The following is a 21,768-nucleotide window of genomic DNA, read 5'->3' as shown; positions in this document are numbered from 1 at the left end:
GCATTACCGTAGGGAAGGGGGAACCAGGCGAGCACACAGGCCCGTTATTCCATTAGGAGGGCCGGAGCATGGATGAATGGATCATCTGGATAATCCTGGCAGTAGTCCTCGGCGTGGCGGAGATCTTCACCGTCACCGCGGCGCTCGGGCTGCTCGGCGCGGCCGCTCTCCTCACCGCGGCGACCGCCGCCATCGGGCTGCCCGTCCCCCTGCAGCTGCTGGTCTTCGCCCTGTCTTCCACGGCCGGTCTCATCGTGATCCGGCCGATCGCCATGCGCCACATCCGGCAGCCACAACTGCAACGCTTCGGCGTGGAGGCACTGGTCGGCAGGCAGGCGTACGTATTGTCGGAGGTCACCGGCAGGGACGGCAGAGTACGCATCGGCGGCGAGGAGTGGTCCGCGCGCGCCTATGACGAAACCCTGGTGATCCCCACGGGGGCGACCGTCGACGTCATCGAGATCGAGGGCGCCACAGCCCTCGTATATCCCCGGGAGTGACCATGGATCCGCTGTTGGTGGTCGGACTGCTCGTCATCCTCTTCGCGGTGTTCACGGTGCTCAAGGCCGTGCGGATCGTGCCCCAGGCACGCGCCCGCAACGTCGAGCGCCTGGGCCGCTACAACCGTACGCTCAAGCCCGGACTCAACTTCGTCATCCCGTACATCGACCGCGTCTACCCGATGATCGACCTGCGCGAGCAGGTCGTGACCTTCCGCCCGCAACCGGTCATCACCGAGGACAACCTGGTCGTCGAGATCGACAACGTCATCTACTTCCAGGTCACCGACCCCCGGGCGGCGGCCTACGAGATCGCCAACTACCTCCAGGCCATAGAGCAGCTCACCGTCACCACCATGCGTAACGTCATCGGCGCCATGGACCTGGAGAAGACGCTCACCTCCCGCGACCACATCAACAGCCAGCTGCGCGGCGTGCTCGACGAGGCCACCGGCAAGTGGGGCATCCGCGTCAACCGCGTGGAGGTCAAGGCGATCGACCCGCCGAAGACCATCAAGGACGCGATGGAGAAGCAGATGCGCGCCGAACGCGACAAGCGGGCGGCCGTCCTCAACGCCGAGGGCCAGCGCCAGTCGCAGATCCTCACCGCCGAGGGCGACAAGCAGAGCGCCATCCTGCGCGCCGAAGGCCAGCGCACCGCCGCCATCCTGCAGGCCGAGGGCCAGTCGCGGGCCATCGACCAGGTCTTCCAGGCGGTCCACCGCAACGACCCCGACCCCCAGCTGCTCGCCTACCAATATCTGCAGATGCTGCCGCAGCTCGCGCAGAGCCCCGGCAACACGTTCTGGGTGATCCCCAGCGAGGTCACCTCGGCGCTGCAGGGCGTCTCGAAGGCGTTCACCGAAGCGCTGCCCCGGTCGGCGGCGACGCGCGAGGAGGAGCCGGGCAGCTCGGCGGCGGACGAGGAGGTCGCCAGGGCCTCGGAGGCGGCCGCGGAGGCCGTGGCCGACGCCCAGGAAGCCGAGAGCCCCAATGGGCCGCGCCAGCTCACGCAGGGGGTGGAGGACCCGTCGGTCGCGTTGACGGACCTGGAGAAGGAACACCAGGAGCGCTGACCGGACCACGACGCCCGCCCGCTGGCGGGGGCATGGCGGCCAAGACGCCCACCCGACGCGAGCTGCCCGCCTGGCCCGAGGTGCCCGCCACGCTCACCCCCGGCGGGCACCGGTCAGGCGACCCTGACCTCGGACTTGGCGCCGGATTTGGGCTCGGGCTTGGGCTTGGCGCCGGGCTCGGCCTCGGTCTCGGTCTCGGTCCGGAGGGGACGGCAGGCCATTTCCAGCAGGTCCTGCACCTTGGACGCCCGGTGCAGGGCACCTGCTCGGCAGGCCAGCTTGACCGTGGCGTCAGCCAGTGCGATTTCCCGGTTACCCGGCGGAATGTCATCGCCCAACTTGATACGCAGCCATTCGGAGATCTCCGCCCACGAGTAGAGGCTGATGTTGTCGGCCTCGATGAGTGGCTCGGGAAAGCCGCCGGGCCCACGCTGTCCGCTGGCGAGTTGGCGCAGGCTGGCCTGTGTGCGCCCCCCGTGACGCCGGGCGGCGTCACCAAGCGTCACCGCATCCCCTTGCCCCACGCCGACGGCCCACAACCCGTTGACCTTGCCGACCTGGATGAGCACGGACGTGATCGCCTCCAAGAGGCTCTCCCCCTCGCGATCGCACATGAGGTGAATGCTGCCATCCGGCCCCCCGGCCACAGCGCAGTCATCCAGACCTGCCTCGAAGAGAGCGTCCGCCTCTTCGTTGTTGGGCTCCCGATTCAGAATGATGTGGAAGCTCCAGGTCTTCATGAGTCCTCCTCCGTCGTGCCGCATTCAGCATGCTCGTAAGCCCATTCGAGGATGCTTTTGGCATGGTTTCCCGGATTACGTGGTGTCGACCACACCTTGAAGGGCGCGGCTCCGCATGAGCACTGGACACACCCCCAGCGATGCCCGTTGTGGTTCTCGACCACGGTAAGTGCCTGGATCTTGCGCAGCCTCTTGAAAGCCGCGTTGATCTCGTTGTGCTGATGTCTTCCTCGCCCAACCATGTTCTAACTGTGCAACAGTGTTGCACAGTTAGAACGGCTTTTCCAAGCCAGGGGCCCCGACCTGCAGCCTGGGAGTGCCAGGTCCACCCTGTTCTTCCTGGTCAGACATAACCTCGAAGGCATGGACAGCGACAACCGGCTGGGCGAGTTCCTGCGAGCGCGGCGCGAACTGGCCAGACCCGAAGCTCATGGGATGCCCACCGCGGGCCGCCGCCGCACTCCCGGGATGCGCCGGGAAGAGGTCGCGATGCTCGCCGGAGTCAGCACCGACTACTACATCCGTCTGGAGCAGGGCCGGGACAAGCATCCGTCGGCGCAGGTGCTCGACGCGCTGGCGGCCGCGCTGACCCTGGAGGAGGACGCCGTCGCGCACCTGCACGAGCTGGCCCGCCCGCAGCCGCGGCGCAGGCGGCGGACCGGGCGGCCCGAGCGGGTCAGCCCGGGTCTGGTCCAGCTGATGGAGCGCTGGCCGGACACCCCGGCCCTGGTGCTGGGCCGCTACATGGACGTGCTGGCCGGCAACGCGCTCGGCGTGGCGCTGTTCGGCTGGCTGAGTGATCGGAGCCTGGTCCGGGCGGTGTTCCTGGATCCGCAGGCCCGTGACTTCTATCGCGACTGGCAGAAGGTCACGCGGGACTGTGTCGCGTCCCTGCGGGCCACCGCCGGTGCGGATCTGGACGATCCCCGCCTGACCGACCTGGTCGGTGAGCTGTCGCTCAAGAGCGCCGACTTCGCCCGCCTGTGGGCACGCCACGACGTACGCGGCAAGACGGCGGAGTTCAAGCGGTTGCGCCATCCGGTGGTCGGCGAGCTGGATCTCAGCTACGAGGCCCTGACCGTCAACAGCGCGCCCGGTCAGCAGCTCGTGGTCTACCAGGCCGAGCCCGGCAGCCCGTCCGAACAGGCGCTGGCCCTGCTGGGCAGCGTCGTCGCGACACCCGTGATGTGCGACATCACCATGGCTGAGCAAGAGAGGTAATCATGTCTGTCTGGTTCATCACCGGATGCTCCACCGGCCTCGGCCGGGAACTGGCCACACTCGTCCTCGACCGCGGCGAGCGGGCCGTGGTGACCGCTCGCGACCCGGACAAGGTCGCCGACATCGTCGCCGCGCACGGCGACCGAGCCCTCGCCCTGGCCCTGGACGTCACCGACCCCGCGCAGGTCGCGGCGGCCGTCCAGCGGGCCGAGGAGGTCTTCGGCCGCATCGACGTCCTGGTCAACAACGCGGGATACGGCTACCTCGCGGCGATCGAGGAAGGCGAGGACGGCGAGGTACGCGAGCTGTTCGAAGCCAACGTCTTCGGGCTCGTGTCCCTCACCAAGGCAGTACTGCCCGGCATGCGGGCCAGGCGGCACGGCCACATCCTCAACCTCTCCTCGGTCGGCGGCCTGGCCGCGTTCGGAGCCACCGGCTATTACCACGCCACCAAGTTCGCGGTCGAGGGACTGTCGGAGTCGCTCGCGGCGGAGGTCGCGCCGCTCGGCATCAAGGTGACCATCATCGAACCCGGCGGGTTCCGTACGAACTGGTCGGGGCCCTCGATGCGGCAGTCGGGGACCCACATCGACGACTACGCCGAGACCGCCGGCAAGCGCCGGGAGGCCACCCTGGGGACGTACGGGAGCCAGCCCGGCGACCCGAAGCGCGCCGCCGAGGCCATCCTCACTGTGGTGCGGTCGGAGGACCCGCCACTGCGGCTGCTTCTGGGAGCGGACGCGCTGAATGTCGCGAACGCCAAGCTCGACAGACTCCGCGGCGACTTCGACGGGTGGAAGGAGCTGACCCTCAGCACCGCCTACCCCGAATGACCGCCTATCCGGAATGGCCGCCTATCTGGAACGACCGCGGACGGCCGGCGCCCCCGTCAAGACCGCCTGCCGTGCGCGTGGCCGTTCCGCGTGTGCCGCGCGCGTGGGCCGTTCGGCGTGGGCCGTTCCACGTGGGCTCAGTGCGACAACGGCGCGTCCGTGGTGTCAACCAGTGTGCAGTCGGCGACCGGGCCCTCGGCGACGCCCGCCCAGATGCCCGCCACGACAGACCCCTGGACATTACCGACGCTGAACTCCAGCACTCCGGTCTGTCCCTCCTTGATGACGCTCGGGTCGATGGTGTAGCCCTCCTCCTGCGGCGGCCAGACCACGAGTCCCGTCTCCTTCGGCAGGAAATGCGCGGCACGGGGCTGCGGGCTGCACTTCTTGCCCCGGGGGATGTAGTTCACCACCACGTTGATCCCCTTGGCCTGTAGGTCCGCCTGAAGCTTGTCGGCGTCCTTCACCTCGTTGATCTGGATGTGGACGGTTCCGTCGGGATTGTCGGATATGGCGTACGCGGGGGTGCCGCCGAACAGCAGCGGGATCGCCACGGCCGCCGCCGCGGCCAGGCCCAGCGCGGGCGCCAGGACGATGGGCCGCAGCAGTCGGCGCTTCGGCTTGTCGATCTCGGTCATCACGAACTCCTTGAGCAGTTGGTGACGGCCCTCGGGAAGATCGCGGTCGTATGGCCAGCTCATCGGATCTCCTTCTTGATGGGGCCTTGGTCACCTACTACCTGTCGGGGCGCGGGGGGCGGTTCCGCGAGTTGGCCGAGTTTCTGGCGCGCTCGCGACAGCCGGGACCGTACCGTGCCCACGGGGACGCCGAGCGCCTCGGCCGCCTCCGCGTAGCCGAGCCCGGACCAGACGCAGAGCGCGAAGACCTCCTGTTCCTGGCGGCGCAGCGAGTCGTAGGCCGCGCGGACGGCGGCCAGCCGCCCCGCGTCGTCGATCCGGCCCACGATCTCGTCGGCGAAGTCCGGCACGCTCTCGCCTCTGGGCATCCTGGCCAGCGCGTCGTCATGTCTGCGGGCGGCCCGGCGGGCGTTGCGGGCCACGTTGGTGGCGATGCCCAGCAGCCACGGCCGCAGCGAGCCGCCCTCGGGGTCGATCCGGCCGCGTAACCTCCAGGCTTCGAGGAAGGTCAGCGCCATCACGTCCTCGGCCGCGGACCAGTTCGCGGTCAGGCGGTAGGCATGGTTGTACACGGCCTTCGCGTAGTCGTCGAAGAGCTGCGCGAAGGCCGCCTTGTCCCCGGCGCGTATCAGGGCACGTGTCGACATATCCACATAGAGGGACTGTCCGCCCGCGCGTCAGGGTTCCAGCTGTCCCCGGTCGAAGTACGCCGCCAGGTCCGGGTCGAGCGGCGGGACGTCGTACGGCATGCCGCCGTCGCGCAGCGACATCGTGGCCATGTAGCCGGCGGCGACGCTCATCCGTGCGGCCACCGGAGAGGTGTCGGTGACCCCGCCGTCCCGGACGAACCCGCAGAACTCCCGCATGATCTCCGCGTCGGCGCCACCGTGCGAGCCGGTGGCGTCGGGCACCCGGTACGCGATGTCGCCGTCCCCCCGGTAGCCCGACGGCCCGGTGTTCCAGACCTTGACCGTGTCGCCGGGGCCGTCGCCGAAGTTCTCCAACCGGCCCTCCGTGCCGATGACCGTGTAGTTGCGTACGTAGTCGGGGGTGAAGTGGCACTGCTGGTAGGCGGCGATGACGCCGTTGTCGAGGCGCATGTTCATCACCGACACGTCCTCGACGTCGACGACGTGGTTGAGGCCGGCGCGACTGGTGGGCGGCCACTCGTACTCGCTCAGCCAGCCCTCCGGCCTGGGCGTGCCCGGCTCGCGGCGCGGCAGGTCGCCGTAGAGCATGAGATCGCCGAGGGCGTTCACCCTGGTCGTGTAGCCGCCGGCCAGCCAGTGGATCACGTCGAGGTCGTGCGCGGCCTTCTGCAGGAGCAGGCCCGTGGTACGGGTGCGGTCGGCGTGCCAGTCCTTGAAGTAGTAGTCGCCGCCGTAGGACACGAAGTGGCGCACCCAGACCGTCTTCGGCTCGCCGATGACGCCCTGCTGGATGATGTCGCGCATCAGCCGGACCACGCCCATGTGGCGCATGTTGTGCCCCACGTACAGCCGGGTCCCGGTACGCCGCGCCGCGCGCAGGACGTTGTCGCAGCCCTCCACGGTGATGGCCAGCGGCTTCTCCAGGTAGACGGCCTTGCCGGCCTCCAGGCAGTCGATCGCGACGCGCTCGTGCGTGTCGTCGGGGGTCAGGACGATGACCGCGTCGAGGTCGTCGCGGTCGAGCAACCGGCGGTAGTCCTCGGTCAGGAATTCCGCGTCGAAGCGCCCGGCCTGACTCTTGAGCACCGCGGGGTCGGTGTCGCAGAGCGCGGTCACGACCGAGCCCTGGCCCGGCCGGTGGGCGTAGCGGGCCAGGTTCGCGCGCAGGCCGAGGCCGATGACTCCGATGCGCAGGTCTTCCACTCCAGTGACGATGTCCACGTCTTGAGAGGCTAGCGCTCGTTTATGCAAAAAACCACCGCAAAAAGTGCGAAATCGGTCATCCCTTTTTGAGGGGGTGAGGGCGGGCGTGAAGGGGAGCTGTGGGGGCACTTAAGAATCCCTCGATGGACACCTCCCTCAGAGAGCGGGCACAGTGCGTTAGGTTCGGGGACATAGGGAGAGATGGAGCCATGAAAGCGCTGGTCAAGGATCGAGCCGAGCCCGGATTGCGGCTGGCCGACGTGCCGGAGCCCACACCGGGGCCGGGCGAGGTGCTGATCCGGGTGCTGCGTACCGGCATCTGCGGCACCGACCTCCATATCCGGAAATATGATGATTGGGCGCGGCAAACTCTGAAGCTTCCGCTGATCGTGGGGCATGAGTTTTCCGGGCACGTGGTCGAGGTAGCGCCCGGCGTCGAGGACATCTCCGTCGGCGACCTGGTGAGCGGCGAGGGGCACATCGTCTGCGGCAAGTGCCGCAACTGCATGGCCGGGCGCCGCCATCTGTGCCGCAACACCATCGGGCTAGGCGTCAACAGGGACGGCGCCTTCGCCGAGTACGTCACGCTGCCCGCCACCAACGTGTGGGTGCACCGGGTGCCGGTCCACCCCGACGTGGCGGCCATCTTCGATCCGTTCGGCAACGCCGTACACACCGCGCTGTCGTTCCCGCTGGTCGGCGAGGATGTGCTGATCACGGGCGCGGGCCCGATCGGGCTGATGGCGGCGGCGGTGGCCACGCACGTGGGCGCGCGCAACGTGGTGATCACCGACGTCAGCGAGGAACGGCTGAACCTGGCCGGCAAGGTCGGCGTCTCGCTGGCCCTGAACGTCGCGCGGACCTCGATCGCCGACGGCATCACGCGACTCGGCATGCGGGAGGGCTTCGACGTCGGGCTGGAGATGTCCGGCAACCCGCGGGCCGTCCGCGACATGATCGCGAACATGACGCACGGCGGGAAGATCGCGATGCTCGGGCTGCCCGCCGAGGAGTTCGCCATCGACTGGGCCACGGTGGTGACCTCGATGCTCACCATCAAGGGCATCTACGGCCGGGAGATGTTCGAGACCTGGTACAACATGTCGGTTTTGCTGGAGAAGGGCCTCGACCTGTCTCCGGTGATCACCGACCGCTACCCGTACGCCGAGTTCGACGCCGCCTTCGACACGGCCGCCAGCGGCCGCACGGGCAAGGTCATCCTGGATTGGAGCGCTTGATGTTCACGAACGTACGCGATCAGCTGCGTGCGACGCTCGACGAGATCACCGAGGCGGGGCTGCACAAGCCCGAGCGGGTGATCACCACGCCGCAGAGCTCGCAGGTGGGCGTGGCCGGGCGACAGGTGCTGAACTTCTGCGCCAACAACTACCTCGGCCTGGCCGACCACCCCGAGGTGATCGCGGCCGCCAAGGAGGCGCTCGACCGCTGGGGCTTCGGAATGGCCTCGGTACGGTTCATCTGCGGCACCCAGGAAGTGCACAAAGAGCTCGAAGGCCGCCTTGCGCACTTCCTCGGCCAGGAGGACTCCGTCCTCTACAGCTCGTGCTTCGACGCGAACGGCGGGGTCTTCGAGACGCTGCTCGACGCCCAGGACGCGGTGATCTCCGACGCCCTCAACCACGCGAGCATCATCGACGGCATCCGGCTGTCGAAGGCCCGCCGCTACCGCTACGCCAACCGCGACATGGCCGAGCTGGAGGCCAGGCTGAAGGAGGCGTCCGACGCGCGGCGGCGGCTGATCGTGACCGACGGCGTGTTCTCCATGGACGGCTACCTGGCTCCGCTGGCCGACATCTGCGACCTGGCCGAACGCTACGACGCGATGGTCATGGTCGACGACTCCCACGCCGTGGGCTTCGTCGGGCCGACCGGACGCGGTACGCCCGAGTTGCACGGCGTCACCGACCGGGTGGACATCATCACCGGCACCCTGGGCAAGGCGCTCGGCGGGGCCAGCGGCGGCTACGTGGCGGCGCGCAAGGAGATCTGCGAGCTGCTGCGCCAGCGCTCCCGCCCGTACCTGTTCTCCAACTCGCTCGCCCCGGTCATCGCCTCGGCCTCGCTGCGCATCCTCGACCTGCTGGAGACCTCCAGCGAGGCGCGTGAGCGGCTGCGCGCCAACACCGCCCGCTTCCGCGCCAAGATGGCCGAGGCCGGGTTCGACATCCTGCACGGCGACCATCCGATCACCCCGGTGATGATCGGCGACGCCGCCGAGGCCGGGGCCATGGCCGAGCGGCTGCTGGAGCTCGGCGTGTACGTGATCGGCTTCTCCTACCCGGTCGTACCCCACGGCCAGGCCCGGATCCGGGTCCAGCTGTCGGCGGCCCACTCGGCCGAGGACGTGGACCGCGCGGTCGACGCCTTCATCAAGGCCCGCACGCCCCACCCGGTATAGGCGCTGAGTATTCTCGCTGCGTGATAGACACGCGGCGGCTGCGTACGCTGCGCGCGGTGGCCGACCATGGCACGGTCACCGCCGCGGCCGCCGCCCTGCACCTCACCCCGTCGGCCGTGTCCCAGCAGCTCCTGGCGCTGGAGCACGAGGTGGGCCACCGGCTGTTCACCCGCGACGCGCGCGGCGTGCGCCTGACCGCCGTCGGCCAGATCATGCTGGCCCACGCCAACGAGGTGCTCGCCCAGCTCGAACGCGCCGAGGCCGAGGTCGCCGCCTACACCACCGGCGCCGCGGGCGAGGTGACGGTCGCCTGCTTCGCCACCGCGATCAGCGCCGTGCTCTCCCCCGCCATCACGGCCCTGCGCACCGGCTCCCCGGGGCTACGCGTACGGGTGCTCGACGCCGAGGGCGACCAAAGCCTGTCCATGCTGCTCGACGACCGGGCCGACCTGGCCATCGCGGTCGAATACCGAGGCGCCCCCGACGCGGCCGACCCCCGCCTGCACCGGTCCGCCCTGTACGCCGAGCCGTTCGACCTGGTCCTCCCGCAGGACCACCCCCTGGCGAGCTCCGCCGACGCCTCGGTCCAGCTCGGCGATCTCGTCGGGGAGACCTGGATCGGCCCCTATCCCGGCAATCCCGTCCACGACGTGATCACGTTCGCCTGCGAGCAGGCCGGATTCTCGCCGGACTTCGCGCACTGCTCCGACGACTTCCGCGCCGTGGTGGCGCTGGTCGGAGCGGGTGCGGGGGTGGCGCTCGTGCCCAGGCTGGCGCTGCGTGACATGGTGCTGCCCGGGGTGGCGGTACGCCGCACGCCGGGTCCCGAGCGACGCGTCTTCGCGGCCGTACGCCGCGGTGCCGAGACCCACCCCCTTCTCCGGCCCTTGCTCGACACGCTGCACACGATCGCCGACTCCCTCGGAAACGGGTGACATTGACATATGAGACCAGGCATGACGTACCAGAAGTTATTCGGCCTGCCGGGGGTGACGGCGCAGGCCGTGCTCGGGTTCCTGGCCCAGCTCACCCAGCAGGTCGCGCCGGTGGGCATCGTGCTGGTGGTGCAGGCGTCGAGCGGCTCGCTCGTACTTGCGGGGCTGGCCGCGGCGGCGTTCGCCGTCGGCGCGGGGATTGCCCGGCCGGTCCAGGGGCGCCTCATCGACCGGCGGGGGCCGCGCGGGGTGCTGGCGGTCAGCGCGTCAGCGCATGTCACGGCCCTGATCGCGCTGGTGGTCGGCGCCGGGTCCGGCTGGCCGGGGTGGGTGATCCTGGCGCTGGCCTGGACGGCGGGGGCCGGGCTGCCACCGATCTCGGTGACGATGCGCATCGAGTGGGGCGCCCGGATGGCCCCGGAGGGGCGTACCGCCGCCTACAGCCTGGTGTACCTGGTGCAGGAGCTGGCCATGCTCATCGGCCCACTGCTGTTCGGGCTGCTGATCGCGCTGGTGTCGGCGTCAATGGGGCTGGGCGTGGTGGCCGCCGCCGCGGGCGCGGGCACGCTGGCCTTCTCGCGGGTGCTGCGGGTCACCGGCCCCTCGATGTCGGCGGGCCGGGGCCGGGTGTTCCGGCATGTCGGCATGCGCGTGCTGCTCGGCGTGGTCGTCCTGCTCGGCGGGGCCATAGGGGCGCTGGACGTCGGGGTGCCCGCTCTCGCGGTGGCCCGGGGCATTCCGGCCGCGACCGGCCTGCTGGTGGCGGCCCTGTCATTGGGCGGTGTCGCCGGAGCGGCCCTCTACGGCGCTCGCCGGTGGACCGCCGCGCCCGCCCGCAGGCTGAGCGGGCTGATCCTGGTCTTCGGTCTCACGTTGGCGCCGCTGGTGCTGGTGTCCTCGTTGCCGGTGTTCTGGGTGGTGCTGTTCGCCGGGGGTCTCATGCTCAATCCCGCGCTGACGACCACGTCCTTGCTGGTGGACGAGTTCGCGTCAGGGGCGCAGGCGGAGGCGTTCGGGTGGGTGTCGATGGCGGTGACCGTGGGGGCCGCGGCCGGGTCGGGGGTGGCGGGGGTGGTGGCGCAGGAGTTCGGGCCGTCGTTGCCGTTCCTGGTGGCCGCCGGTTTCGCCGGCCTGGCCGCGATCCTGTCGAGCCTCCTCCTCGGGCCCATCGGCCGCCCCTGAGCGGTTCTGAGCACGTAGGGAACAGTCAGGCGCGGGCTCGGGTGATCGCCTCGGTGAAGCGGGCGTGCCTGGCCAGCTCGCCCTCCACCGGATCGAGTACGTAGTCGGCGCCCACCCGGGCGATGGCCGCCCGCAACGCCTTCGCCACGCGCCGCGCCCGGCGGTGCCCACCCGCCCAGGCCGCCAGCCGGGACAGCAACGCGATGACCACCCCGGCCAGCGCACCCCCGCCCAGCAGCACCGTGGGCCACGGCACCACACCCACCGTCGGCAGGGGCGGCTGAGGCAGGCGCAGGTAGTCCATGCCGAACAACGCCCCCAGCCAGAGCCCACCGGCCACCATGACGGCGAACACCAGCCACTGCAGCACCCCCACCGCCCGCCACCACCTCGGCCGCCGGGTCGCCCCGAGCGAGGTCGTCGCCACCGCCCGGTCCACGGCGTCGGCCAGGTCCCCGGCCCGCGACCGCGCCGCCTGCCGCACCGCCGCCGCCCACACCCCCACCAGGTCACTCGCCGCCGCCTCACCGACGTCCCTGAGAGCGGTCTCGACCTGCGCCTTCTGTACGGCCGAAGCAGCCGGTACGGACGTGTGGCCGATGATCTCCCGGTCGGCCGGCTTGGCCGCGCTGCTCGTACCGATGCGCAGCCTGCGCAACGGGTCGGGCCGGAAGCGACGGATCCACTTGGTGACGGGCCAGCCGGTGGCGACCACGGCCCGATGCCGATGCCCCTTGCTGACGGCCGCCACGACCAGCGGCACCCCGGCGGCCTCGGACAACGCGTCGGTGAGCGGCGCCCCCAAGCCTGCCACTGCGCCACCCGGCGTACCGGAGCCAAGGGACGGGTCGGCGAGCCGGTCGGCGGCGGCGGACACGTCGGCGGACAGGCGGGCGGACCAGGAGCGGCGCTCGGCCACCCGCTTGGCCAGCAGCTCGCGCAGGCCGGCCAGGCCCGCGCCGGTGCGCGCGGAGACGCCGAGGATGGGCACCCCGGTCAGCCCGTCGTCGTCCAGGAGGCGGCGCAGGTCGCGCAGGCACCGGTCCACCGCGTGGGGCGGCAGGCGGTCGATCTGGTTGAGCACCACCACCATCACGTCCCGGTGCCCGGACAGCGGGCGCAGGTAGCGCTCGTGCACCGCCGCGTCGGCGTACTTCTGCGGGTCCAGCACCCACACCAGCAGATCCACGAGCTCCACGAGCCGGTCGACCTCCAGGCGGTGCGCCAGCCTGATGGAGTCATGGTCGGGGAGGTCTAGCAGGATAAGTCCGGAAAAATCGGCATCGGCGGCTGGGGTCTGTGGGGTGTGCCGTTGGGGGATCTCCAGCCAGTCGAGCAGCGGACCCGCGCCCGTCCCGTCCCACAGTGCCGCCTGCGCGGTCGAGGTGGTCGGCCGGGTGACGCCCACGGCCGCCAGCTCATCCCCGGCCAGCGCGTTGAACAGCGACGACTTACCGCTCCCCGTGGCCCCGGCCAGCGCCGCCACGGTGTGGTCGACCGACAGGCTCCGTCGTGTCCCGGCCCGCTCCGCCACCGCCCGCGCGTCGGACACCACCTGGGCCGGCAGCCGCCCCTCGGCGAGCTCGGCCGCCTCCAGCAGCGCGGCCAGCCGGGAGTCCAGCGACGGCCCCTCCTTACGGCGCAGCAGCTTCACGGCCCCTCACTTTCGGCGATGCCTCCACCGATACCTTCGGTCGCACCGTCACCGATACCTCCGGCAGCACGCTCACCGACGCCTTCAGCAGCACTGCCACCGACGCCCTCGGCAGCGCCTTTACCGACACCGTCGGCGGCACCTTCACCGACGTCGATCGGCGCCGGACGCGACGGCAGCTCAGCACGATGCGCACGGACCGACTGAGCGGCCGCCCGCAGGGCGTCCGCCGCTCCAGCCGGCGGCTCGACTTCCGAAAGCAGCGCGGTGAACCGCCCCGCCTCCTCCTCCAGCAGCACCCGCACCCGCTCCCGCAGATCGTCCCGCGCCCGCACGGTCAGCGTCCGTACCGCCTGATCGCCGAACACCGCCTCCAGCAGCTTCTGCGACAGCACGCTCGTACCGCCCGCGATCCCCACCTCGATCCCCGTCAGCCCACCCGTGGAGGCGAAAACGGCCAGCATCAACAGCAGCCCGGCCCCGTTCACCCCGAAGGAGGCGATCCTGGCCGTGGTCCGCTTCTCGGCGCCCTCGTGGCGTACGAGGTCGAGGACGTACTCCTGCCACCCCCGCACCGCCGCCGACGCCCGCTTGCCCAGGTCGGGAGAGGTCCGGCCGAGCCGGGCCGCGTCGACCGCACCGACACGGGCGATGATCCCGGGCCCGCCGGGAGCGGCCGACCAGCCTTCCAGGCTGCGTTCGGCGGCCCCGTCGGCGGCGCCTCTGATCAGCGTCTCGACGCCGCTCTCCAGCGCGTCCCGCAGCGACGCGGCGGGCGCCCGCCCGGTGAAGAATCCGGCGATCCGGTCCCGCAGCCAGCCGACCCGGCTCTCCAGCGACCGCATCAGGTCGCCGGTGCCGATGAAGTCCTGCCAGCGGGCCAGCACCTCGCCGCGCAGCAGCGACCCGTCGCGCATGCCCTCGTCGAAGTCGGCCAGCCCGCCCGCGTAGGCCCCCGACACGATGGACCGCAGCCCGTCGAACCCGGCCTGCTGCCGTGTGACGGCGTCGGCCAGCAGCGGCACCCGCGTGACCAGGCTGTCGAGCGCCCCGGACAGCGTCTGCCGTACGACGCGGGACCGTTCGGCCGCGTCGGCGGCCAGCTCGGACAGCCAGGCGGAGATCGGCGCGACCAGCTCGGCGGGCAGCCGCGCCTTCTCCGACGGCAGCGCCGCCTCGGGCACGGTGAACAGCCGGGTGCCGTCGAGGCCGTTCTCGACCAGCAGGCGTTCGAGGTCGCGGGTGACGGGCTCGACGGCCTCGGCGGGCACGCGGTCGAGCACGAGGGCCAGGGCCGTACTGCGTTCGCGCGCGGAGCGCAGGAAGCTCCACGGCACCTCGTCGGCGTAGCGGGCGGCGGTGGTGACGAACAGCCACAGGTCGGCGGCGGCCAGCAGTTGGGCGGCCAGCTCACGGTTCGCGGTCACCACCGAGTCGATGTCGGGCGCGTCGAGCAGCGCCAGCCCGGCGCCGAGCGACGAAGAGGTGACCACCCGCAGCGCGCCCGTGGCCGATCCGGTGGCGCGGGAAAGGCCGGGGAGCACGTTCTGGCCCATGAACCAGTCGCGGTCGGCCGGGCTCACCACCAGCGTCGGCACCAGCGTGGTGGGCCGCAGCACGCCCGGCTCGGCGACGTCGGCCCCGACCAGCGAGTTGACCAGAGTCGACTTGCCCGCCCCGGTGGATCCGCCGACCACGGCCAGCAGCGGCGCGTCGATGGCCCGCAGCCTGGGCAGCAGGTAGTCGTCGAGCTGGCCGGTCAGCTCCTTGAGCGCGCGACGGTCGTCGGCGGCCGGGCCGATCTCGAGCGGGAACAGCTCGCGATCGAGCCGGTGGCGCAACCCCTCCAACGCGCCCAGCAGATCCATAGGACCACGCTAGCCCGCCGGGGGCTCCCGGAGCACATATCCAACGCTGCGCAGCGTGTGGATGAGCCTGGGCTCGACGTCATCGACCTTGCGCCGCAGGTAGGAGACGTATGACTCGACCACGCCGGCGTCGCCGCCGAAGTCGTAGTTCCACACGTGGTCGAGGATCTGCGCCTTGGACAGCACCCGCCCGGCGTTGGACATGAAGTAGTGCAGCAGCTTGAACTCGGTCGGCGACAGGCGTACCTGCCGTCCGTTGCGCCAGACCTCGCGGGCCTCCTCATCCAGCTCCAGGTCGGCGACCTGGAGACGGCTCGCGGGGGTGTTCTCCCCGCGAGTACGGCGGAGCACCGCGCGGATCCTGGCCTGGACCTCCTCCAGGCTGAACGGCTTGGTCACGTAGTCGTCGCCCACGCCCAGCCCGACGATCTTGTCCTCGGTGTTGTCGCGGGCGGTCAGGAAGAGCACCGGTACGCCGATCCGCCTGGCCACCTCGAACCCGTCGAGATCGGGCAGCATGACGTCGAGCACGACCAGGTCAGGAGTGGTCCGCTCGGCCACCTCCACGGCCTCGTAGCCGTCGGCGGCGGTCAGCACCTCGAAGCCGGAGAAGCGCAGACTCGCGGACAGCAGGTCTCGGATGCTGGGCTCGTCGTCCACCACCATGATCAGCGCCTCGGGTCTAGTCACCTACTCAGAGTGACTCAGGAGGCTGAGGAATAGCTGAACGCTCACTCCAAGGCGAGTGGGAGTTCGACCCGGAAGGTCGAGCCCGACCCCGGTGCGCTGTCCAGCAGCACCGTGCCGCCGTGCGCCTGCACCAGCGCCTGCACGATGGCCAGGCCGAGCCCGCTGCCCCGGTCCTCGCCCGAGCGGTGGCGCGATCTGGCCGAGTCGGCCCGGTAGAAGCGCTCGAAGACCCGCTCGACCTGCTCGGGCGTGAGGCCGGGTCCCTTGTCGCCCACTTCGAAGAACGCCTTGTCGGCCCCCGCCCCCACTCTCACCGTCACTGGGGTGCCCGGCTCGGTGTGGGTCAGGGCGTTGGTCATGAGGTTGGTGACCACTTGGCGCAGGCGTACCTCGTCGCCGGAGACGATCAGGGCCGCGCCGCCGACGACGTCCAGGCTGATCACCCGGTCGGGCGCCAGGATGCGCGCGTCGTGCACGGCGTCGGCGGCCAGCGCCAGCATGTCGACCGGCCGCATGCGCAGCGGGCGCTGCTGGTCGACGCGGGCGAGCAGCAGCAGGTCGTCCACGAGCAGGCTCATCCTGCCCGCGGCCTTCTCCACGCGCTGCATCAGCTCGGCGGGGTCGGCCTTCTGGTTCTGCCGGGCGTACTCGGCGAAGCCGCGGATCGAGGTGAGCGGGGTGCGCAGCTCGTGCGAGGCGTCGCCGATGAACTGGCGCATCCGGTCCTCGGAGCGGCGGGCCGCCGCCTCGGACGCGGACCGGGCGGCGAACGCGGCCTCGATCTGCGCGAGCATCCCGTTGAGGGACAGGGCCAGGCGGCCCACCTCCGTACGCGGGTCGCCGGCCGGCACCCGGCGGCCGAGCTCGCCCCCGGCGATGGCCTCGGCCGTGCTCTCGATCTCGGCCAGCGGACGCATGCTCCGCCGGACCATCGCGACGCCCACGACGGCGAGGATGAGCAGGATGCCGCCGCCGCCCAGCAGCTCGATGAGGCCGAGCCGCCGGGTGATGTCCCTGACCTCCTCCAGGTCCGCGGCGATCACGTAGTCGCCCACCACCGTCGAGGTCTGCAACACCCGCCACTCGCCGTCGCCCCTGACCGCCCGCGTGGTGTAGGGGTTCGCGCCCGGAGCGGTCGACAGCTGCGGCCTCGGCCGCGCGTCGACGTCGCGGTCGCCGAACACCGGCATGAGCGCCCCGCCCGGCGGCTTCACCAGCACGATCGTGTCGGACTCGATCAGCGCCATCTTGTCGTTGGTCTCTTTGCCCCGGTTGCGCTTCTCCTGGTCGTGCTTGAGCTTGTTCTCCACGCGTACGGCCAGGAGCTGGATCTGGCTGTCGACCCGGTTCATCAGGTAGCCGTGCAGCACGGAGACGCTCACCACGCCGATGAAGGTCAGCCCGACGCCGAGCAGCGCCAGCATCGCGGCGATGAGCTTGATCCTGAGCGGCAGGCCGCGCATCACGGACTCGGCGGCAGCCGCAGGACGTATCCGACACCGCGCAGCGTGTGAATGAGGCGCGGGTTGCGGTTGTCGATCTTACGGCGGAGCACCGACACGTATGACTCGACGATCCCGACCTCGCCCCTGAAGTCGTAGTCCCAGACGTGGTCGAGGATCTGCGGCTTCGACAGCACCCGGCCCGCGTTCGTCATGAAGTAACGCAGCAGCTTGAACTCGGTCGGCGACAGTGACACGGCGTTGCCGCCGCGCCACACCTCGTGGCTCTCCTCGTCCAGCTCGATGTCGGCGAACGTCAGCCTGGGCGGCGGCGCCGGCGACTCCCCGCTGGTACGGCGGAGCACCGCGTGGATCCTGGCGACCACCTCTTCGAGGCTGAACGGCTTGGTGACGTAGTCGTCGCCGCCGATCGTCAGCCCGCGGATCTTGTCCTCGGTCTCGTCGCGCGCGGTCAGGAAGACCACGGGAACGTGCACACCCCCGCCGCGCAGCCGCCGGACGATCTCGAAGCCGTCGAGATCGGGCAGCATGACGTCAAGGACGACCAGGTCAGGACGGTGCCGTTGGACGGCGGTGACGGCGTCCAGGCCGCTCTTGGCGGTGGACACGTCGAAACCCGCGAACCTCAGGCTCGCGGCGAGGAGTTCGAGGATGTTGGGGTCGTCCTCGACGATCAACAGTCGCGCTTCCATCATCTCCAAGGATGCCCTCACCGAACGAGTGCTGGGACAATTCCGGAGATGTGCCGAGCAATCGCCAGGCTGGAGGTCGCCGCTGGGGACGGCGCGTTGCGCACCAGCACGACCCTGCCTTCCACGTCCACGGCGAAGTCGTCGACCAACCGGCCGTCCTTCGCCACGGCCTGGGCGCGTACGCCGCCCTCGGTTCGCCGCAGGTCGGAGGCGGTGAGCTCGGGCACGTAGCGGCGCGCGGCCCGGACGAAGGCCCCCTTGACCATCGAGCCGTGAACCTCCTTGAGCCCGGTGCGCCAGTGCTGCCGGGCCATGCGCAGCGTGCCCGGCCAGCGCAGAATCTGCCAGGAATTACGGAGGTTGTAACCCCGGTAGCCCTCGTACGCGAGCGCGAGCACCGCGTTCGGCCCGACCAGGACCTCGCCGTCGATGTGCCTGGTCAGGTGGACGCCGAGGAACGGATAACGGGGGTCGGGCACCGGGTAGATCAGGCCGCGCACCAGGTCCCTGGCCGCTCCGTCGAGCGCGTAGTACTCGCCTCTGAACGGCACGATCCTGATGTCGCCCGGCCGTCCCGCCATCCGGGCCACCGCGTCGGTGCCCAGTCCGGCGCAGATCACCAGCCGGTCGAATGCGAAGCGCCGCCCGGCGGCCAGCACCTCGACGCTCCCGGAAGTCTCCCTGATCGCCCTGACCGGGTGTGCCAGCCGTACCGAACCGCCCAGCTCGGCCACGTCGAGCGCCAGTCGGCGCGCGACGGCGGGGAAGTCGGCGATCGCGGTGTGCGGCGAGTGGACCGCGCCGACGCCGACGGCGTGCGGCTCGACCTCGCGCAGGCCGAGCGCGTCCAGCTCGGTGATGCCGGGCACGCCGTTCGCCCTGGCCCGCTCCGCCAGCGCCGCGAGCCGTGGCCGCTCCGCGCTGGTGGAGGCCACGACCAGCTTCCCGACCTCCTCGTACGGCAGGCTGTGCTGAGCGCAGTACTCCTTGAGCAGCGCCACGCCCTCACGGCAGAGCCTGGCCTTGAGCGAGCCCGGCGGGTAGTAGATGCCCGCGTGGACGACGCCGCTGTTGTGTCCGGTCTGATGCGCGCCGACGCGGTCCTCCTTCTCGAGGACCGTCACCTCCGCACCTCTCGTGATGGCGAGCTCGCGGGCGACCGCCAGGCCGACGATGCCGGCCCCGATGACACCGATCTTCTCTGTCACAGCGCCAGTTTGCCGATTCTGCCGGGATCCAGGTGGCCTTCAGCGGTCAACCACCGCAATGTATCCGAAACGGTGTCTTCCACTGGGCGCAGGGTGACGCCGAGGTCCTTGAGCGCGGGGGCGTCGTCAGTGGGGACCAGGGTGAGCATGAAGTCGGCCGCGTCACGGGTGAGGGGGTAGTCGATGGGCGCCAGCCGCTTGAGCCCGTCGAGCGTCGCGGCCATCCCGCGCAGGAGGCCACCGGGCATCCGGTAGGTCACGCCCGCCCGTCCCGTCACCTTCGCGCATATGTCCGCCAACTGCCCCCAGGTCAGGAAATGTCCCCCAAGCAGGTAGCGGCGGTCCCGAAGTCCGGGCGTGAAGCAGCGGGCCAGCGCGACGGCCAGATCCCGGACGTCCAGCACGCCCACCCCGCCCGGCACGATCGGCCAGCCCCACCGCAGGCCCGCGCGGAGCCCCTCGTTGAGCGCGTCGAGCGTCGGCTGGCCCGGCCCGATGATGCCGCCCGGATAGACGATGGTCACGCCGCCCAGCTCCCTGGCGTACCGCTCGCCCTCGACCTTGGACCGGCCGTAGGCGTTCCTGGGGCTGGCCAGCGGGCTGTCGGCGGTGATGAGCGGCCCGGCCGGCGGCACGAACACCGCGATCGTGGAGACGTGCACGATCGGATCCAGCCCCAGCTCGGCGGCCTGCCCGAGCACGTTGCGCAGCCCGACCACGTTGGACCCGCGCAGGTCCGCCCCGTGGCCGGTGACCCCCATGTCGGCGGCGGCGTGCAGCACCGCGTCACACCCCTCCAGAGCGGCCCGTACGGCCGGCGCGTCACGGATGTCCCCCTGCCGGATCACCCAGTCCCCGGCGCCTAGGACCCGATGCACCTTCTCCGGATTCCTCGCCAGAAGGCATGGCTCATGACCGCCCGCGATCAGGGCCTTGACCGCGTGCGAGCCGACGAACCCCGAGGCACCGCTGACCAGGACGCGCATGCCAAGGAAGCTAGCGCTTACTTGGCTGATCCATCAACCTTCTGGGTCAGCGGGCGGCGGCGTCCCTGGCCTGCTCGTCGGCCATGTACTGGGCGTACCAGGTCGGCCAGTCGGGGTCGGCGTGCCCGAGCTCCTGCTCGTACTGGCCGTGCGCGGCCTCCGCACGGCGCAGGGCATCGGCCACCTGGGCCACCGAGCTGTATGTCACCTGCATCTTGGCGCCTCCTTTCGTGAGGCCGGCTCTCCGGGCTCAGCGGCCCGGAAGCCGGGTGGTGACCTCCTGGAGTATCCAGCCGTTGCCGTCAGGGTCACTGAAGGAGGTGTAGGAGCCGTAGCTCTGGCGGTCCGGGTCCGGACCCGGCACCCGTCCCTCGGTCCCGGCCCGGTGGAACACCCCGCCCGCGTCATGGAACACCTCAGCCACGTCGACCCCGCGCTCGGCGAGCTCGGCCCGTGCCGCCTCGATGTCGTCGACGATCAGATGCAGGCCCTGCGTCGAACCCGGCGCGGCCGAGCTGACCCCGCTGCCGAAGATGATCGAGCACGGCGAGCCGGGCGGGGTCAGCTGCACCACCCGGAAGTCCGCGCCGACGGCGAAGTCGGCGTCCTCCCGCCACCCGAGCGCCTTGTAGAAGTCCTTGGCCCGGTCGACATCGGCGACCGGCATCACCACGACCTCAAGTTTCATGTCCACAGCGGCGGATCCTCCCCGTTGGCTGCTGTCATGGCATGGGGGGTCGTTCTCTCCACATTCGCGCAGGTCACCGGCTAAGTCCAGGAAAGGCAGCTTCAACTATCAGTGCTCCCCTGGTACGGAACGGCTCAGCCCAGGTAGAAGTCCCTGCGCGCCGCCACGAACGCCTCGATCGTCTGGGCGGGTACGCCCGTGAGGCGTTCCACGTCGTGGGACGCGCGGTCGTAGCGGTTCTCGCGGTGCAGCCGGGCCATGGTGGCGATGTGCTGCTCGGTGTGCGGCGGCAGGCCCGCCTTCGCGAGCACCTCGGCCCGCCAGCGGTCCAGGGGCACGTCCGCATAGGCCACCGGACGCCCCAACGCCCGTGAGAACTCCTCCGCCATCTCCGTCATGTCGACCGTACGCGGCCCGGTCAGCTCATAGACGTGCCCGACGTGCGGAGCCGGGTCACGGAGCACGGTGGCGACCACCCGGGCGACGTCGGCCACGGCGATCGGCGACGTACGCCCGGTGCCGAACGGCAGCTCGATCGTGCCGCGCTCCCGGATCGAACGCGCCGCCAGCGTGGTGAAGAGCGGATTGTCCAGGAACGCCGTCGGCCGGATGTGCACCACGGGCAGGCCGGACCAGTTCAGGACCTGCTCCGCCAGCCAGTGCAGCCGCTGCTGGTGCGACTGGGCGGTGCTGATGGCGGTCATCTGCGACACCGTCATCTGTGACATGTCGACCAGCCCGGTCAGGTCCCCGTACTCCCGCGCCACGGTGGCCACCACGGTCGCCGCCAGCAGATGGTCCGGCGACACGGGCATCCCGAAGTACATCCGTCCGGCGCTCTCCAGCGCGGCCGCGACGGTCTCGGGCCGGGTCAGATCGCCGAGGACCACCTCCGCGCCGAGCGCGCGCAGCTCAGCCGCCCGTTCGTCGTCGCGGCGGACCATCGCCCGCACCGGTACGTCCTGGGCGCGCAACTGCTCAAGGACCGTGCGGCCCACTCCACCGACCCCGGCGACGAGAACAAGATCACTGGCGACCATCGGCCGATCTCCATTCCTACCATTGCGGCGTTACCCCAGGTAAAGCCACCACTACACCGACAAATCGAACGTGAGTACGATG

The 21,768-nt window shown here is 70.6% G+C and carries 22 protein-coding genes; 8 read left to right on the top strand and 14 right to left on the bottom strand.

All coding sequences use genetic code 11. From position 1 onward, the window contains the following. Nucleotides 1-68 precede the first annotated feature (68 nt). Nucleotides 69-500, top strand: coding sequence for an NfeD family protein (locus tag ACQP2T_RS05185; protein ID WP_358545694.1), 432 nt, complete (start codon nt 69-71; stop codon nt 498-500). Nucleotides 501-502: 2 nt separating this feature from the next. Then, nucleotides 503-1,576, top strand: a complete 1,074-nt coding sequence (locus tag ACQP2T_RS05180) for an SPFH domain-containing protein (protein WP_433515038.1) — start codon at nt 503-505, stop codon at nt 1,574-1,576. Between the two features lie 113 nt (nt 1,577-1,689). Here ACQP2T_RS05180 and ACQP2T_RS05175 read toward each other — a convergent pair whose 3' ends face one another. Then, nucleotides 1,690-2,316 (bottom strand): hypothetical protein, encoded by a 627-nt coding sequence (locus tag ACQP2T_RS05175; protein ID WP_433515037.1) that lies wholly within the window; start codon nt 2,314-2,316, stop codon nt 1,690-1,692. A gap of 363 nt (nt 2,317-2,679) precedes the next feature. Here ACQP2T_RS05175 and ACQP2T_RS05170 point away from each other — a divergent pair, with 363 nt between their 5' ends. Next, the gene (locus ACQP2T_RS05170) at nt 2,680-3,537 is read left to right on the top strand and encodes a helix-turn-helix domain-containing protein (RefSeq protein WP_433515036.1); all 858 of its coding nucleotides are present in this window, start codon (nt 2,680-2,682) and stop codon (nt 3,535-3,537) included. Between the two features lie 2 nt (nt 3,538-3,539). Further along, entirely contained in the window at nt 3,540-4,370 is an 831-nt protein-coding gene (locus ACQP2T_RS05165) for an oxidoreductase (RefSeq protein WP_433515035.1), read from the top strand. A gap of 137 nt (nt 4,371-4,507) precedes the next feature. Here the strand turns inward: ACQP2T_RS05165 and ACQP2T_RS05160 are convergent, their stop codons facing one another. From ACQP2T_RS05160 to ACQP2T_RS05150, 3 genes are read right to left on the bottom strand one after another with little or no spacing between them, the layout of a single operon-like run. Continuing rightward, nucleotides 4,508-5,071: a hypothetical protein gene (locus tag ACQP2T_RS05160; RefSeq protein ID WP_433515034.1), complete on the bottom strand. Its 564-nt coding sequence runs from the start codon at nt 5,069-5,071 to the stop codon at nt 4,508-4,510. Beyond that, nucleotides 5,068-5,655 (bottom strand): RNA polymerase sigma factor, encoded by a 588-nt coding sequence (locus ACQP2T_RS05155; RefSeq protein WP_433515033.1) that lies wholly within the window; start codon nt 5,653-5,655, stop codon nt 5,068-5,070. The genes ACQP2T_RS05160 and ACQP2T_RS05155 overlap by 4 nt, the downstream gene beginning before the upstream one ends. Before the next feature lie 30 nt (nt 5,656-5,685). Beyond that, on the bottom strand, nt 5,686-6,879 hold the full coding sequence (locus tag ACQP2T_RS05150) for a Gfo/Idh/MocA family protein (protein WP_433515032.1): 1,194 nt from the start codon (nt 6,877-6,879) through the stop codon (nt 5,686-5,688). 191 nt (nt 6,880-7,070) lie between these two features. Between ACQP2T_RS05150 and tdh the strand changes: the two genes are divergently transcribed. From tdh to ACQP2T_RS05130, 4 genes are read left to right on the top strand one after another with little or no spacing between them, the layout of a single operon-like run. Further along, a complete protein-coding gene (gene tdh, locus ACQP2T_RS05145; protein WP_358182103.1) occupies nt 7,071-8,099 on the top strand; it encodes an L-threonine 3-dehydrogenase in 1,029 nt (342 codons plus the stop codon). Then, complete coding sequence (locus tag ACQP2T_RS05140; RefSeq protein ID WP_433515031.1) at nt 8,099-9,280, top strand: glycine C-acetyltransferase; 1,182 nt, start codon at nt 8,099-8,101, stop codon at nt 9,278-9,280. Before tdh ends, ACQP2T_RS05140 begins: the two co-directional genes overlap by 1 nt. Before the next feature lie 20 nt (nt 9,281-9,300). Continuing rightward, nucleotides 9,301-10,215: a LysR family transcriptional regulator gene (locus ACQP2T_RS05135; RefSeq protein ID WP_433515030.1), complete on the top strand. Its 915-nt coding sequence runs from the start codon at nt 9,301-9,303 to the stop codon at nt 10,213-10,215. 21 nt (nt 10,216-10,236) lie between these two features. Beyond that, nucleotides 10,237-11,397, top strand: coding sequence for an MFS transporter (locus tag ACQP2T_RS05130; protein ID WP_433515029.1), 1,161 nt, complete (start codon nt 10,237-10,239; stop codon nt 11,395-11,397). 25 nt (nt 11,398-11,422) lie between these two features. On the opposite strand, the gene ACQP2T_RS05125 is transcribed toward ACQP2T_RS05130, so the two are convergent. From ACQP2T_RS05125 to ACQP2T_RS05080, 10 genes are all read right to left on the bottom strand, one after another. Beyond that, nucleotides 11,423-13,051: a GTPase gene (locus ACQP2T_RS05125; protein ID WP_433515028.1), complete on the bottom strand. Its 1,629-nt coding sequence runs from the start codon at nt 13,049-13,051 to the stop codon at nt 11,423-11,425. Then, a complete protein-coding gene (locus tag ACQP2T_RS05120) occupies nt 13,048-14,919 on the bottom strand; it encodes an ABC transporter (RefSeq protein ID WP_433515027.1) in 1,872 nt (623 codons plus the stop codon). The genes ACQP2T_RS05125 and ACQP2T_RS05120 overlap by 4 nt, the downstream gene beginning before the upstream one ends. Nucleotides 14,920-14,928: 9 nt before the next feature. Next, nucleotides 14,929-15,585, bottom strand: a complete 657-nt coding sequence (locus tag ACQP2T_RS05115; RefSeq protein ID WP_357957984.1) for a response regulator transcription factor — start codon at nt 15,583-15,585, stop codon at nt 14,929-14,931. Nucleotides 15,586-15,650: 65 nt separating this feature from the next. Then, on the bottom strand, nt 15,651-17,072 hold the full coding sequence (locus ACQP2T_RS05110) for a HAMP domain-containing sensor histidine kinase (RefSeq protein WP_433515026.1): 1,422 nt from the start codon (nt 17,070-17,072) through the stop codon (nt 15,651-15,653). After that, nucleotides 17,072-17,767 carry a response regulator transcription factor gene (locus ACQP2T_RS05105; protein WP_357957986.1) on the bottom strand — a complete coding sequence of 232 codons (696 nt, stop codon included), beginning with the start codon at nt 17,765-17,767 and terminating at the stop codon, nt 17,072-17,074. Before ACQP2T_RS05105 ends, ACQP2T_RS05110 begins: the two co-directional genes overlap by 1 nt. A 14-nt stretch (nt 17,768-17,781) precedes the next feature. Next, nucleotides 17,782-18,972, bottom strand: coding sequence for an L-2-hydroxyglutarate oxidase (gene lhgO / locus ACQP2T_RS05100; protein WP_433515025.1), 1,191 nt, complete (start codon nt 18,970-18,972; stop codon nt 17,782-17,784). Then, nucleotides 18,969-19,958 carry an NAD-dependent epimerase/dehydratase family protein gene (locus ACQP2T_RS05095; protein ID WP_433515024.1) on the bottom strand — a complete coding sequence of 330 codons (990 nt, stop codon included), beginning with the start codon at nt 19,956-19,958 and terminating at the stop codon, nt 18,969-18,971. Before ACQP2T_RS05095 ends, lhgO begins: the two co-directional genes overlap by 4 nt. Before the next feature lie 46 nt (nt 19,959-20,004). Then, nucleotides 20,005-20,172, bottom strand: coding sequence for a hypothetical protein (locus tag ACQP2T_RS05090; RefSeq protein ID WP_433515023.1), 168 nt, complete (start codon nt 20,170-20,172; stop codon nt 20,005-20,007). A 36-nt stretch (nt 20,173-20,208) separates the two neighbouring features. Then, nucleotides 20,209-20,646, bottom strand: coding sequence for a VOC family protein (locus tag ACQP2T_RS05085; RefSeq protein ID WP_433519714.1), 438 nt, complete (start codon nt 20,644-20,646; stop codon nt 20,209-20,211). A 134-nt stretch (nt 20,647-20,780) separates the two neighbouring features. Continuing rightward, nucleotides 20,781-21,686, bottom strand: a complete 906-nt coding sequence (locus ACQP2T_RS05080) for an NAD(P)H-binding protein (RefSeq protein WP_433515022.1) — start codon at nt 21,684-21,686, stop codon at nt 20,781-20,783. Nucleotides 21,687-21,768 lie beyond the last annotated feature (82 nt).

The organism is Nonomuraea sp. CA-143628, assembly GCF_050942315.1.
Taxonomy (GTDB): Bacteria; Actinomycetota; Actinomycetes; order Streptosporangiales; family Streptosporangiaceae; genus Nonomuraea.
The sequence above is the reverse complement of the archived record's forward strand: the minus strand, read 5'-3'. Positions and strand labels throughout refer to the sequence as shown.